Below are 13,130 nucleotides of genomic sequence, written 5' to 3'. Positions count from 1 at the left end.
ATGAAAAACAGCAGCAGAAAACCTTTAACCAAATTGCCGATTAAAGTGGCGACAAAAGGTTTTTATGAGGGGTTTAATAAAGACGTTACGATTACCGCTAAAATCTTACTGGGTCTGCTCATTGTTTGGGCTGTCATCTTTCCTGATAATTCAACGACGATATTAGGGTCGATCAATACTTTCTTACTCAATCACTTTTCGACATGGTATATCTTATGTGTCGCCTTTTTCTTGATTTTAGCGTTGATTCTGGCCGTTGTGCCGCGCTATGGGAGGTTGATTTTAGGGGACACAGGGGATAAACCTGAGTTCTCCAACTTTTCATGGTTTTCAATGATTTTTGGCGCAGGTATCGGGGTTGGTATGTTGACTTTTGCGACCGCAGAGCCGATGTATCACTTTGCCAATAACCCTGAGGTCATTCAAGGGTTGGCAACAGCCTCTGGTGCCGACAATGTACGCTATGCCTATAAATGGGCCTTTCTACATTGGGGATTCAGCGCATGGATTTGTTATTCCTTAGTCGGATTATCGATGGCCTATTTTTCTTTTCGACGTAAATTACCGCTGACCATTCGTTCAGGTCTTGCACCATTATTCGGTCAAAAACTATCCGGTAAGCTCGGTAATACCATTGACATCGTTGCCGTTATTGCAACCATTTTGGGCGTGGCCCAAACATTAGGGTTTGGGGTTGAGCAATTCGTTTCTAGTATGTACCGTGTTGGTTTGGGCGAATGGTTAATGAATACCGATGGCACATCGTCAACGGCAGCCATTATCGTTGCACTGACCGTTATCGTTGGCATAGCAACCCTATCTGCGCTTTCTGGGCTTGGTAAAGGGGTGAAATGGCTATCTAACATCAACATGGGATTAAGTCTTATCCTGTTTGCCTTTTTCTTAATATTCGGTTCGACCTTCTTTGGTTTACAATCTTTCTTCTTGGGTGTGTTTGACTATGTCGTCGCACTTCCTCAATTGCTGTTTACGGTTTGGCAGCCAGATGGTACGGTGGTCGGTGACACGCTTGCCACATGGCAAAAAGACTGGTCTGTGTTTTATTGGGCATGGTGGATTGCTTTTGGTCCTTTTGTTGGTGTTTTCTTTGCTCGCATTTCACGTGGTCGTAGTATCCGTGCTTATCTATTCGGCACCGTCATCCTACCTGCTTTGATGTGTTTTATTTGGTTTTCAATGGTGGGCGGAACCGCGATTGACTTAACACTAGGTGGCACTGATGCCATCTCAAGCGTTGGCCAAGAATCTCAACTGCTTGCCATGCTTGATGTGATGCTGTCTCCCAATTTTTCTTGGGTAATGGCTATTTTAGTTCTGGTCTTACTATTGACCTACTTAGTCACTACTTTAGATTCGGCAATTCTAGTTATCAATACCATCAATTCAGGTGGTAACGAAGGTCCAAAAGGCCGCCCACATATTATCTTTTGGGGCGTAATACTGGCATTGGTTGTTGGGGTGCTGCTGATAAGCGGAGGATTGGGTGCGATTAAAACGGCGATGGTTATTGGTGCCTTACCCTTTAGTTTTGTGATGGTACTAATGGGAATATCGCTGGTCAAAGCCATTCTTTATGATACTAGTCCGGATAGGCTAGAGACGATAGATCCGGTCGACGAATCATAATTTAGCTATGTACACAAACGACACACAGCAAGAAGATACAGCAAGCGCAACGCTAAATGATAGAGTGCTCGATTAGCGTCCGCTAAAAGCCAATTGAGCACGCTTGGTGTGTTATGAGATTTATATTCAATAGTCTGTATTCTAATATCAAGTACCTGTCTAAAGTTACAGCCTTTAGGCAGGAACACTTAATCTAAACGGCAGTTACACAGAATCTGGGACAGTCCTTCTAAATCAAAAAAGCCATAAAAGTCATTACTTTTATGGCTTTACTGTTCTGTTGTATATTTTGAAGCTTAGACCTAGCTTTAAGTTAAATAAGCGCCTTTAAATCAGTCAGCTTATCTAAAATCGCATCAGGTGAATATTTCACTAGCTGCTGCTCGTTTTGTGCACCAGATAGCACACCTAAAACCAGCCCACACTCTGCATTTTGGCCTTCCTCAATATCGATACCACTATCCCCTGCTTTTAATACTTGCTGTGAATTCTCGATATTAAACTGCTTCATCGCAAGAGTAATCATATCCGGGTCTGGGCGGCCATTTTCTACGTCATCGGCTGTTACTAGTGCATCTACTTGATCTCCCACAGACCACCCTAAGATAGTCAAAATTTTATTAGCAGTCTTAGCATCATATCCTGTATTTAATACCACATGACGACCGCTCGCCTTTAACTGCTCAAACAACTCTGACATGCCTTCAAACTCAGATAAGGTATCCTTGCTATAGGCAGTTGCAAGACTGTCTCTAAAGGCTGCAAACGCAGTATCCGTTAACGACTCAATACAAGCATCAGATAAATCTAACCTGTTTAAAATATCGCGGATGGCATTGCGTTTTTCTTTCCCTGCACCATATGCTAAACATAACTCAAGACTCACTTGTTTATCTGACTTGCCAGCGCTATTCAGTGCTTCATTGATGGCATTACATACGGTTTTATAGACTAGGTTACCTTCATCTACTGTTGTGCCAGCCATATCAAACACACAGAGCCTAATATCAAAAAATTTATTTTTAATACTATTTAAACTATCACTATGTGAGCTGCTGCTTGTTACATTATTCTTTACTGTATTCATCACTTTGATTCCAATACCAATTCAATTAACTCTTCGCCAAATGCGAAACCTGTTGATGCCCCTGTACCACTGGTGACTGCACCGACCACCACGCCCTTTTCAGGTGATGTCTTAAATACCACGTCATCTGCACTTGGATATACACCCAACCAGTGCTGAGTAATATCTATCTCACTAATATCCATCACCTGCTTAAATTCATTAATGATTAGACCATCAATTCGAGTGTCTCTAAACGGTAGTTCTCTATCACTATAATCATGACTATCGCCAATGATTAGTGAGCCATCTTCAGACTGAACCACAATTAGGTGGACACCTGCTTGACGCTCTACACTTTGAATATCGTCAAGTAAGGTTTTTAGTACCGTAGCTTCAGGTAACTGAGCAAATCCATCATAACGGGCAAAGCTTAAATCTGACATGACAGCGGCATTTAATCTAAATGCTTTTTTGGGCACGACTCGCATCATATTTAGTGTGCACATCTTAGCTTTGGTCTTAGCGAGTACTTCTGGATATAAGCCAGTAAAGTCAGCTCCTGGGCAGACCACACAGTGCTCAGCGTTAAGGACACCGCGGCTGGTATGCACTTTTGGTAATTCCACCGAAGTCACGGTGGTATGATTATAAAAGTCCACACTCTGCGTCTCTTGTAACCAATGAGCCAGCTTAGCGATTGCAGTATTAGATTCTACTCTGAGCTCATGCGGGCTATATAACACCCCTTCTCCCTTGTTTAGATAAGGCGCGGCTTCATTAATTTCAGACTGTGGCAGTAGTCGGCACCCCTCACCCATTTCCGTCTTTAAAAAAGCTTGTGCAACATCTACCGCTTCAGGTCGCTGCATTAACATATGCAGACCGATATGCTCTACCTGAATACCTGCTTTTGGCGCAATTTCGGCCCAAACATTACGCGAGTGCATGGCGCGTTGCCAATGCTTACCTCGACGCTGACCACTAACGGTCACAAATCCAAAATTACGAACAGAAGCATCTTTGTTCTGAGATTGGCGTTCTACAACTGCAACACTCAGCCCTTTTTTAACGGCAGCGTAGGCGCTTGCCAGCCCAACGATGCCCCCACCTACGACAACGACATCGTATGTTTTATCAGAAAGTATTTTGCTCATTGTCATATCTGCTCTTCCCATACATCTTTATTAATTAGCCCTCTACTTGCTTAACCTATGAACTAATATAGCTAAGCATGAATGGGCATTATTTTGATTGAACGAAAATTACTCACCATGGAAAAAAGCACGGTGCTTATCTAACAGCTCGGCAGTTAATGGCTCTGGATAGGTCTTAGAATTATCAATCTGATTCTCAGCAGCTACTGTCTCACCGTCATACACAATATTTGGATAAATCTCTAATAAACCTGGGCGAGCTTTAGTGACAATTAATTCAGCCATTTTCATTGCTTTAGGATTGGTTTTCTCTCCTTTATCAATAACAGCAACCGATTCAGTCAATGTGTAATTACCTTCACTGGGATCCACAAAATCAATTGGTAGGCCTTTTGCTTTATTAGCGACTGCCTGATGACGTAGTCCGAAACCGATAGGCACCTCACCTGCCATTACCTTTTTAAGAGGACCAGAGCCAGATAGTTCTAAGTTAGGCCCTGCATTTTCACGAATAGCATTCATGATTTGTTGACCTTCAACATCGGTGCCATATTCAGCAGCAATATCTTGCACAAATAGCCAACCGGTTGACGAGCCATTTGGATCAACCATAGAAATTTGGTTTTTATAAATAGGATTGGCTAAGTCTTTGGCACTGGTAGGTACTGGAAGATTATTGGCTTTCATCTCTTTGGTGTTGAGTAAAACGGCGCCCGTAAAGCTAAGGATTGGTGCGTAATAATTAGGCGTTGCAATCTGCGGGTTTGCCGTAAACGCTAACGCTTTAAACATTGGGTTCTTTGCTTGAGCACTTTCGATATAAAATGAACTCATTGTCACCATATCAGCTTCAATATTTTTTCCTTCTGCTAATAGTCGTCCACCAAGCTCACCTGTTCCGAATGATTGAAATATGTACTGACCTTCAAAGCCTGCTTCATCAAGCACCTCTTGAATAACCTCGACTGCCTCTTCATCAGCATTACTATAAATAATCACCTCCTCGCCAGCTGTATCGTCCGAGCTTTGCGACCCACAACCTGCTACTAAAACTCCGCAAGTCAATCCCGTTATTATCGTTTTAAATAAATTCATTGTTTTCCCTGATTATTTGAGTGATTAAAGGTTAAATTAGTTTTCGTAACATCAACGCCTAGACTGTGTTGAAATATCTAAGCGACCGTCGTTACTGTGGGTTTTTTCACTTTTATTTTTGTTGTGCCATTGATGCTTCTGGTATAAAGGTATCGAACTACTGCGAAGAATATTAATGCCGTGATATTTGTGAGTAGCACCATCAGCGACAAGATAAAAATCTCATCAAAGCGGGCGAAGTGCTGTAATTCAACAATTTTTGTAGTCAGCACCATCGTCTTCGCACCTGAAATGAATATCACTGCACTGATACTGACCATCGCACTGATAAAAAAGTACGAGGCCACTTCGATAAGTGTAAATATTGAGTTGGGTACAACAATTCGGCGTAAAGACTGTAGCCATGAGTCTCCAAGTAAAGAAGCTGTGGTCTCCCAGCCTAAGTTCATTTTTGATAGTGCGTTTTTACTCATGAGATAAGGTGTCGAGAAGTAATGAATGATATTACTAATCACAATAATAAAGATGGTGTTCGATATCGATGAGCCTGAAAAAACCATCAGGTAAGCAATACCAATAACCATACCTGGCACTGTATTGGTCACTAAAGCTGAGCTTTCGATCGTCAGCTTTCCTATCTTGAATAACCCTGAGCGCTCGTATATCAACGCGGCAACATAGGTAATAATAGTTCCAAAAATAGCTGTTAGTGTGGCGACCATAAGTGAGTTCTTATACACTCGCATTAGGTTCGAGGACTCAATCACCTTAGTAAATGTGTCTGTACTAAACGCCATCTCGTAAGGCCATGTCTTAATCCATGGAATGATGAAGATCACAGCAAATACGAATAATAGTGAAATCAAAATGCCACTGGACAACACACCCAGAATCCTGTCTTTGACTTTAGAGGTGGGCAAGTCAAAATGCTCTACTGAGTCATATCTGACATTAAATCGAGCCACATACCAAAGCAGTAGAATGCTCAAAACAGACGGAATCAGCATAAACAAGGCAACCACAGAGCCCTTTTCAAACGAGGGAGATGCACCCAGTATTTGGGTATAAAGCTCAGTGGCGATGACCTTGTACTGACCACCAATAGAGGCTGGAATACCAAAATCAGTAAAGGCCAAAAAGAAGCATTGAATGATAGCGGCTGCAAACGTACCAATTAAAGGACGAATGACCGTCATATCTATCTGGCGTAAGCGTGAATCGCCCATCAGTTCTGATACGATTACGAACTTCTTATCCAAATACTGAAAGGTATTGTTAAGCAGTAAAAAGGCTATTGGCAAGGTATAGATGGTGTAGCCAAGCCACATACCATAGAAACCATATATGTCTTCAAACAACTGAAATCCAATTATCTTGGTGAGCAGACCTTGCTTACCAAAGGTATAAATAATGGCAAACCCATAAGTCACTGTTGGCAATAGCATAGGGAACAGTGACGCAAGCTTAATGGTTTGTTTAAAGCCCTTTGGCAAGTTAGTCCAGTGCACCGTATAGGCAAGGATAAATGCCAAAAAGGTGGCACTCATCGCACTAACAATGGCGACAAAAAAACTATTTAACATCACTTGTCTGAAGTCATTACTGCTGATGATATCGACATAGTGGCTTATACCTAATCCATCAGCCACATTAAATGACAGCATCAACATTTTGCCCAAAGGCACAAACATAAAGACGAGAAATAGCGCACCAATGAAAAGCCATGAAGCTTTCATTAGCGGTGAGTTATTAAGTTTCATAATGACCTACGTGCGAAATAAGTAAGTTTTGAGAGACCAGCGTTGGCCTAGTGCGATTAACCTTTGGAGGTATCTTTAATTGATTTAGCAGCTGTGCGCTGGATTATGGAATTGATATCTTCAGTGACTGAGCTGCCATCTAGCACAGGTCTCATTTGAGTGTATTTTTCTAAGGGATCAGTTGGCGCACTGTCCGCTTCAAATAGGCTCAAGATATTACGGCGTTTGATATTTAGCTGATTTAAGATAAAGCTCTTAACAAAATCATTGGCTGGGTTTTGGATGATTTCTGATGGTTTAGCATATTGAGCTACTTTGCCGTCTGATAACAACAAAATGCGATCAGAGAGTGTCATCGCTTCTTCAGGATCATGTGTCACAATCAAAGTGGTTAGCTCATAACGCTCTGCAATCTCACGAATACGTGCCTTAATGGTCTCTTTAATAACCCCGTCTAAGGCAGATAAAGGCTCATCTAATAATAAAATTTTAGGCTTCATCACTAAAGTACGCGCTAATGCAACACGCTGCTTTTGTCCCCCAGAGAGCTGGCTGATTCGCTTGCTCAAATGCGGCTTAATCTCTAAAAGGTCAACCAGCTCATCAACCTCCGCTTGTGTGCTGACGTTAGGTCTATTACGTAGCCCATATTCAATATTCTGCTTTACATTCAAGTTAGGAAACAAAGCATAGTCTTGGAATACAATATTGAAACCTCTGTGCTTCATAGGCACACGTGTGATGTCTTCATTATCATAGGCAAGCCGACCAGAACTAATATCGGTTAGACCTAAAATAATATGCAGCAACGTGGTTTTCCCACAGCCAGATGGGCCTAATATTGAAACAATCTCACCCTTATTCACTTTTAGGGAGATATCCTCAAAAATAACTTTGCCATCATACTTCTTAGTCACATTTCTTAGTTCTAACATAATTCAAGCCCAAACTTATATTTTGGTATTGGCAGTGAGTGATAGCTCAAGCAAATACATTTAGGTAAATTGTTCAATGCTTTAATCGTTTACATGTAACTAATATAGAAGATGAATATGACAGTTTGGCGTCAAATATAAGGTTAGCTTATACATTTAATCATTCAGTCTTATTTATCGTGTATAACTTCTCGTACTTCCCAGAGATAGACCTGACAATCTCTGAAACCGATACGAGAAACGGCGGTCATATGACGAAAAAACCTTACACTTATAATCAGCTAAACATCTTAAATTCTGTGCTTGAGGAAGGTAATTACACGCAGGCAGCTCGACGTTTGGGCGTGTCTCAATCTGCCATTAGCCAAGCACTATCTACGCTTGAAAACAATCTTGGATTTAAGCTATTTATTCAGCGTGGCAGGCATCTTGTGCCAACAGATTACTGCTTAGAGCTTGGGTCATTGACGAGTAAAATACGAGCAGTTGAAGATGATCTAGAGCAGCTGATTCAAAGAAGTAAAATCTTTGAATCAGCTATATTAAAGGTAGCTCTATGCAGCCCACTACCGGGCACTGAAATTATCAGGCAGTTTAGTAAGCGCTATCCCAAGCTACAGACTGAGATCTATTTTGGTAATTTTTATGAAACGTTCAGTAGAGTCGTTAACGGTCAAGTAGATGTTGGCATTCTTGCAAATGTGCCAAAAGATGACAGGTTACAGTTTAAGAAATGTGCTACCCAAAGGCTTGTTGCTTTATGCTCACCGAACCACCCTTTTGCATCAAGAGAGTCTATAAGCTTAACTGAACTGGCATCGGAAACCGTTATATTCCGCACGCACGGCTCTACCACTCAAAAACTCATAAATGAAGCACTAGCAAAAATTAATTTAGAGATAACCCCTACGTATATCGTAAACACCCAAGAAAGTGTTTACGATGCGGTTTACCAAAACTTAGGTGTAGGATTTGCATGGAGCGAAAGCACAATAAGAAAGGATGGTTTTGTGAAGGTGCCCATTGCGGAGCTACCTTCAGATTATGACGAGGTAGTTTTTTCACTCAAAAATGTAAACAATTTAGTGGTGACTGCTTTGATGAACTCTTTAGATACCTCTGGTTAGACTGTTTGAAAAAAGCATCCTAATGTTTTCAATATATACGCATCTTGCGAATTAGGTTTTTTGCATCAAATCCATTTATCATAACCGCTCTCTTGGGAACAATAAATGTGGTTGTAGAGAATGTGGTTGTAGAGAATGTGGTTGTAGAGTAAGTGTTTAGGGCGTGTCTTCATTTCAGAAATGGTGATAAAAATGAGATAAATTGCCGTCAAACAAGGAAAATAGCGCAGATAATATCGGGATATTAACCAGCTATTTGACGATGTTTGGCAAGATTTAGCCATTTTTATCCCATTTAGATGACTATCGAGTGAATTGAAGACACGCCCTAGTTTATTTGAATACCTGTCACGCTCGTTTTTATGTGCATGATTAATGATAAGCAATAAAGGATTAGTGATAAGGCTAAAAAAATAAAAGCCAGAGGTAAAAACAAGCTTTCTTGAAGCACGCCATCAGAAGCAATGCCACCATAAAATAAGCTTTCCATCAGCCCAGACATTCCAGCGAGGGCCAGCATAATTGAGCCACTAATAAATAATTTAGATGTCATGAAAGCTCCATAGGCTCATATTTAAGAGTAATAAGTCATTTTAAATTTAGAAGCATTCATCGAGTCATGAGTGCTTAGGCATGTATCGTATATGAAATAATACGCGGATTGGGCGCGCTCCTATTTTTTCATAAACTATTCATACTCGATCTTTAATAACATTAACCTTCATGGAAGTGCATTTAGCAGTCATCGACTATAAAAATTTGTGCGATCAAGCTGTAGACCCAAACTCAAATCGCTATCATGTGTTCTACCAAAAAATCCAAAAAAACGCGTGTTTTTGGTGAGACCATATCTCGCTTTAGATAAATAGCGTAAGTAGCACTAAGCTCTTCATAGGGACTAAAAATATGATCTGGCATGACTTGAACCAATGACCCGTTCGCCAATTCACTTTTAACAGCCCACAATGGGATTAGCGTCAGACCTGTATGATTCAATACCAGCTGCTTCTGACCATTCACTGAGTTCACTGAAACCTGACTATTAATCATCAACTTTTTACTATCTTCTGCTATCAAAAACCACTCTTTCCAACCGTTATAACCATATCGGATACATTGGTGATCAGCTAGATCGTCAATGCTATGAGGCGTACCATTATTTTTTAAATATTGGGGGCTTGCACACAGCAGAAAATCATTAAATACCAAGCGTCTGACAATCATGGTCGAATCAGATAGACGTCCACTTCGAATAGCCACGTCAATATTTTCTTCTATAAGATCTACAACCCGTTCTGTTAACTCAATTTTTATATCAATATCTGGATATAACGACATAAATTTCGGTATTAACGGTAATACCATACTTTCACCAAAACCGACTGTCATGCTGATTTTCAGCTTACCCTGTGGCGTTATTTGTAAATCATTAACGACTCTTTTGGCATTATCAAACTCTGACACAATTCGCTGAGAGTATTCATAATATTTGTGCCCCGCTTCAGTCAAACTGGTGTTTCTAGTCGTTTTATTCAGCAGACGTACCCCCAACTCCTTTTCAAGCACCGCTAACTGCCGTGAAATGGAAGACGGCTGTACATCAAAGATGCGGCTGGCTTCTGAAATGCTACCGGTTTCGACAACACTATTGAAGTATGCCAATCGATTTATTGAGCTCATTGCCACTCCTTTATTAAGTTGATAGGTATTCCATTTAACTGTAACCATGGCTTGCTCAAAAAGCAAAAGTAATTTGTTTACTGGGTAATGGTTTGCTGGATTAGCAACGTCTAAACTTATTGTCCTGAAACAAACAATAAGACCTTCACACCAGTAAAGGGTAATAACATGAAAGCGATGATCATTAAAGAAATCGGTACAACTGCAGTTTTTCAATTGGCAGAAAAACCAAAACCAACGGCAACACTAGGTCATATGGTTGTGGCAGTGAAAGCCACTAGTGTGAACCCTATTGATACCATGCTGCGCTCAGTCGAGCTGCCTTGGTCGGAGAATTTGCCAGAGATACTACACGGTGATGTAGCTGGTATTGTGAGCGAAATAGGTGCCGGCGTCACTGAATTTAGTGTTGGTGACGAAGTTTATGGTATGGCTGGTGGTCTCAACGGTATTGATGGTGCACTTGCTGAATTCATGTTGGTCGATGTGCGTTTAATGGCTGAAAAGCCTAAAACACTCAGCATGAAGCAAGCCGCAGCCCTGCCGTTGGTCGCACTCACTTCTTATGAGGCACTCGTACAAAAAATGAATGTCAAAGAAGGCGATAATGTCTTGATTCATGGTGCAACAGGGGGCGTTGGTCATATTGCCGTTCAGCTAGCAAAAGTACTTGGCGCGACAGTCACCGCTACCTACTATCCTGCTAATAGTGCATTAGCACAAACACTAGGCGCGGATCATCTAGTGGATTATACAACAGCAGAGATTGATGATTATGTGGCGACGTATACTGACGGCGTGGGTTTTGACAAAATTTTCGATACGGTGGCTGGTGATAATATTCAAAAATCTTTTCAAGCCGTTAGATTCAATGGCCATGTCGCCACTATTTTACCGATTGCTGATCCATTGCAAGTTGCTCTCAAAGCCTTATCCTTTCACGGTGTTTTGGTGCTCATTCCATTATTTCATGGCGTCAACCATGAATCGCACGGTCGTATCCTGACAATGATTGCAGAGCTGGTTGATAGTGGCAAAATCACGCCTATCATAGATGATAGTAACTACTCTATTTGGGAGGTAGCACGCGCGCATGACCATCTTGAATCAGGTAAAGCAGTGGGTAAGATTACGCTTACTATATAGTGGTAAGGTTACCGAATAGACACGGTCAAAGGCTTTGAACTCCTCTACCTTAGTGCCCTTACTTGAATCCCATCGAGAGCAAATGGGTACAAACCAATATTCCACGCCAAGAATGGATAATGGTTTTCTTAAATTGCTAAATGATGTGGGCTGTAATGAACTTATTATGAATTGCCCACATAACAACCTTCTGAAAGACTAAAAATTATGATGAGAAAAACGTTACTGCTAAGCATGCTGTTACTAAGTATGACTGCGTGCCAGAACACCAATACACAAGGCCTTGAGTCAACAACGGTTTTACAAAATGACCTACCGACGACAACCGCAACCGATAAGTATACTAACAATATAACGGGCGATTACATCACAGATGGCTATACAAAGCGTAACGAGGGTTACGACTGGTTTGCGATCAGCGTACGTGATGCTGGTCAAGATGCTATTAGTTTGTCTATTCGTTCTCACATAGACAAAAAGAAACCTACTTGTACATTAGACACCGTACTTCATAAAGCTCATGATGGACGGTATCAGTTTTGGGTAGATAATAACCCTGTTTATTTGCGCTTTAATGACAATAGCTTATCCATTGAAGGTGAAGAAGCCCATCTACAAAAAATAGCTTTTTATTGTAGCGGCGGTGCAACGCTTGGTGGCGTATATCAAAAATTAAGCGATACGCTGGATACTCGACAATTGGACAACTCGCAATACGCTACATCACTCAACTATGGTGATTTTTCTACTCAAGTGACCAGTACCTCTGACGGCAATGGTGGTTATGTCTTGCAGACTCAGCCCATGGGTGAAGACATTATCGAGCGACCAATTAGCGATCCTGTTGTTAGTGCTGATGTGGGTGATATGAATGGCGATGGATATCATGAAATTCTGGTATTCACCCAAAGTGTGGGTAGCGGTTCATATGGTGACGTGATTGCTTATTCGAGCAATAAAGGGCTGTCATGGAGTGAAGTCTCTTATCCAGAGCTGACTGATAAACTAAAACAAGGGTATATGGGCCACGATGCGTTTGCATTGGTTGAGAATGTATTAGTTAGACGTTTTCCACTCTACTTAGAAGACGATAACAATGCCAATCCACAAGGTAAAACACGCCAAATTCAGTATCGTATGATAGAGGGTGAGGCTTCTCGTCAGTTTGTGATTGATATGGTTAACGAATTTTAAGTATTCCTTAAAGGTTTACTGGGTCATAGAATGGCACAAGTGCTATATAAAAACTTTGAAATACAGTTAATTTTAGCATTAACTGTATTTACGACTGCCTGTACATAGGTGGACTTCACTCAAAATAGAACTGACCTATGTTACATATAGCGTGAGTAATATTTCTTACTTAGCATTTTACTTAAGCTATGTCATCGATCTTAGGGTTTTATCTACATATCAAAAATCTTACCACGGTTCATAATGTTATTGGGATCAAAGACTTTTTTGACCTCTCGTAAGTAATCAATCTCAGTCTCGCTGCGGCTGTAGTGTAAATAAGG

Annotated in this window: 12 protein-coding genes; 4 read left to right on the top strand and 8 right to left on the bottom strand. The window is 41.0% G+C overall.

Annotation, left to right across the window (positions count from 1 at the left end):
* Nucleotides 1-1,647 carry a BCCT family transporter gene (locus IOD06_RS00060; RefSeq protein ID WP_194618389.1) on the top strand — a complete coding sequence of 549 codons (1,647 nt, stop codon included), beginning with the start codon at nucleotides 1-3 and terminating at the stop codon, nucleotides 1,645-1,647.
* A 313-nt stretch (nucleotides 1,648-1,960) separates the two neighbouring features.
* On the opposite strand, the gene IOD06_RS00055 is transcribed toward IOD06_RS00060, so the two are convergent.
* The 5 genes from IOD06_RS00055 to IOD06_RS00035 all read right to left on the bottom strand — a co-directional run bounded on the left by IOD06_RS00055 (nucleotide 1,961) and on the right by IOD06_RS00035 (nucleotide 7,660).
* Nucleotides 1,961-2,734 carry a phosphonatase-like hydrolase gene (locus IOD06_RS00055; protein WP_194618388.1) on the bottom strand — a complete coding sequence of 258 codons (774 nt, stop codon included), beginning with the start codon at nucleotides 2,732-2,734 and terminating at the stop codon, nucleotides 1,961-1,963.
* Entirely contained in the window at nucleotides 2,734-3,876 is a 1,143-nt protein-coding gene (locus IOD06_RS00050; RefSeq protein ID WP_194618385.1) for a TIGR03364 family FAD-dependent oxidoreductase, read from the bottom strand. Before IOD06_RS00050 ends, IOD06_RS00055 begins: the two co-directional genes overlap by 1 nt.
* Nucleotides 3,877-3,978: 102 nt before the next feature.
* Nucleotides 3,979-4,965 (bottom strand): ABC transporter substrate-binding protein, encoded by a 987-nt coding sequence (locus tag IOD06_RS00045; protein ID WP_194618383.1) that lies wholly within the window; start codon nucleotides 4,963-4,965, stop codon nucleotides 3,979-3,981.
* A 77-nt stretch (nucleotides 4,966-5,042) separates the two neighbouring features.
* Nucleotides 5,043-6,725 (bottom strand): iron ABC transporter permease, encoded by a 1,683-nt coding sequence (locus IOD06_RS00040; RefSeq protein ID WP_194618381.1) that lies wholly within the window; start codon nucleotides 6,723-6,725, stop codon nucleotides 5,043-5,045.
* A gap of 56 nt (nucleotides 6,726-6,781) precedes the next feature.
* Complete coding sequence (locus IOD06_RS00035) at nucleotides 6,782-7,660, bottom strand: ABC transporter ATP-binding protein (RefSeq protein WP_194618379.1); 879 nt, start codon at nucleotides 7,658-7,660, stop codon at nucleotides 6,782-6,784.
* Nucleotides 7,661-7,911: 251 nt separating this feature from the next.
* On the opposite strand from IOD06_RS00035, the gene IOD06_RS00030 reads away from it, so the two are divergent.
* Nucleotides 7,912-8,787 carry a LysR family transcriptional regulator gene (locus IOD06_RS00030; protein WP_194618377.1) on the top strand — a complete coding sequence of 292 codons (876 nt, stop codon included), beginning with the start codon at nucleotides 7,912-7,914 and terminating at the stop codon, nucleotides 8,785-8,787.
* Nucleotides 8,788-9,115: 328 nt separating this feature from the next.
* Here IOD06_RS00030 and IOD06_RS00025 read toward each other — a convergent pair whose 3' ends face one another.
* Nucleotides 9,116-9,340: a hypothetical protein gene (locus IOD06_RS00025; protein WP_194618375.1), complete on the bottom strand. Its 225-nt coding sequence runs from the start codon at nucleotides 9,338-9,340 to the stop codon at nucleotides 9,116-9,118.
* Nucleotides 9,341-9,573: 233 nt separating this feature from the next.
* A complete protein-coding gene (locus tag IOD06_RS00020; RefSeq protein ID WP_194618373.1) occupies nucleotides 9,574-10,467 on the bottom strand; it encodes a LysR family transcriptional regulator in 894 nt (297 codons plus the stop codon).
* 168 nt (nucleotides 10,468-10,635) lie between these two features.
* Between IOD06_RS00020 and IOD06_RS00015 the strand changes: the two genes are divergently transcribed.
* Together IOD06_RS00015 and IOD06_RS00010 are read left to right on the top strand one after the other, a co-directional pair.
* A complete protein-coding gene (locus IOD06_RS00015; RefSeq protein WP_194618371.1) occupies nucleotides 10,636-11,613 on the top strand; it encodes a zinc-dependent alcohol dehydrogenase family protein in 978 nt (325 codons plus the stop codon).
* Nucleotides 11,614-11,820: 207 nt separating this feature from the next.
* The gene (locus IOD06_RS00010; RefSeq protein ID WP_194618369.1) at nucleotides 11,821-12,807 is read left to right on the top strand and encodes a hypothetical protein; all 987 of its coding nucleotides are present in this window, start codon (nucleotides 11,821-11,823) and stop codon (nucleotides 12,805-12,807) included.
* Between the two features lie 212 nt (nucleotides 12,808-13,019).
* On the opposite strand, the gene IOD06_RS00005 is transcribed toward IOD06_RS00010, so the two are convergent.
* On the bottom strand, nucleotides 13,020-13,130 hold a 111-nt coding region (locus IOD06_RS00005), incomplete at its 5' end, for an FAD-linked oxidase C-terminal domain-containing protein (RefSeq protein ID WP_194618367.1).

The sequence above is a fragment of the Psychrobacter sp. N25K4-3-2 genome (genome assembly GCF_015351755.1).
Classification (GTDB): Bacteria; Pseudomonadota; Gammaproteobacteria; order Pseudomonadales; family Moraxellaceae; genus Psychrobacter; species Psychrobacter glaciei.
Note: the sequence above shows the minus strand (reverse complement) of the source record. Positions and strands in the feature narration are given on the sequence as shown.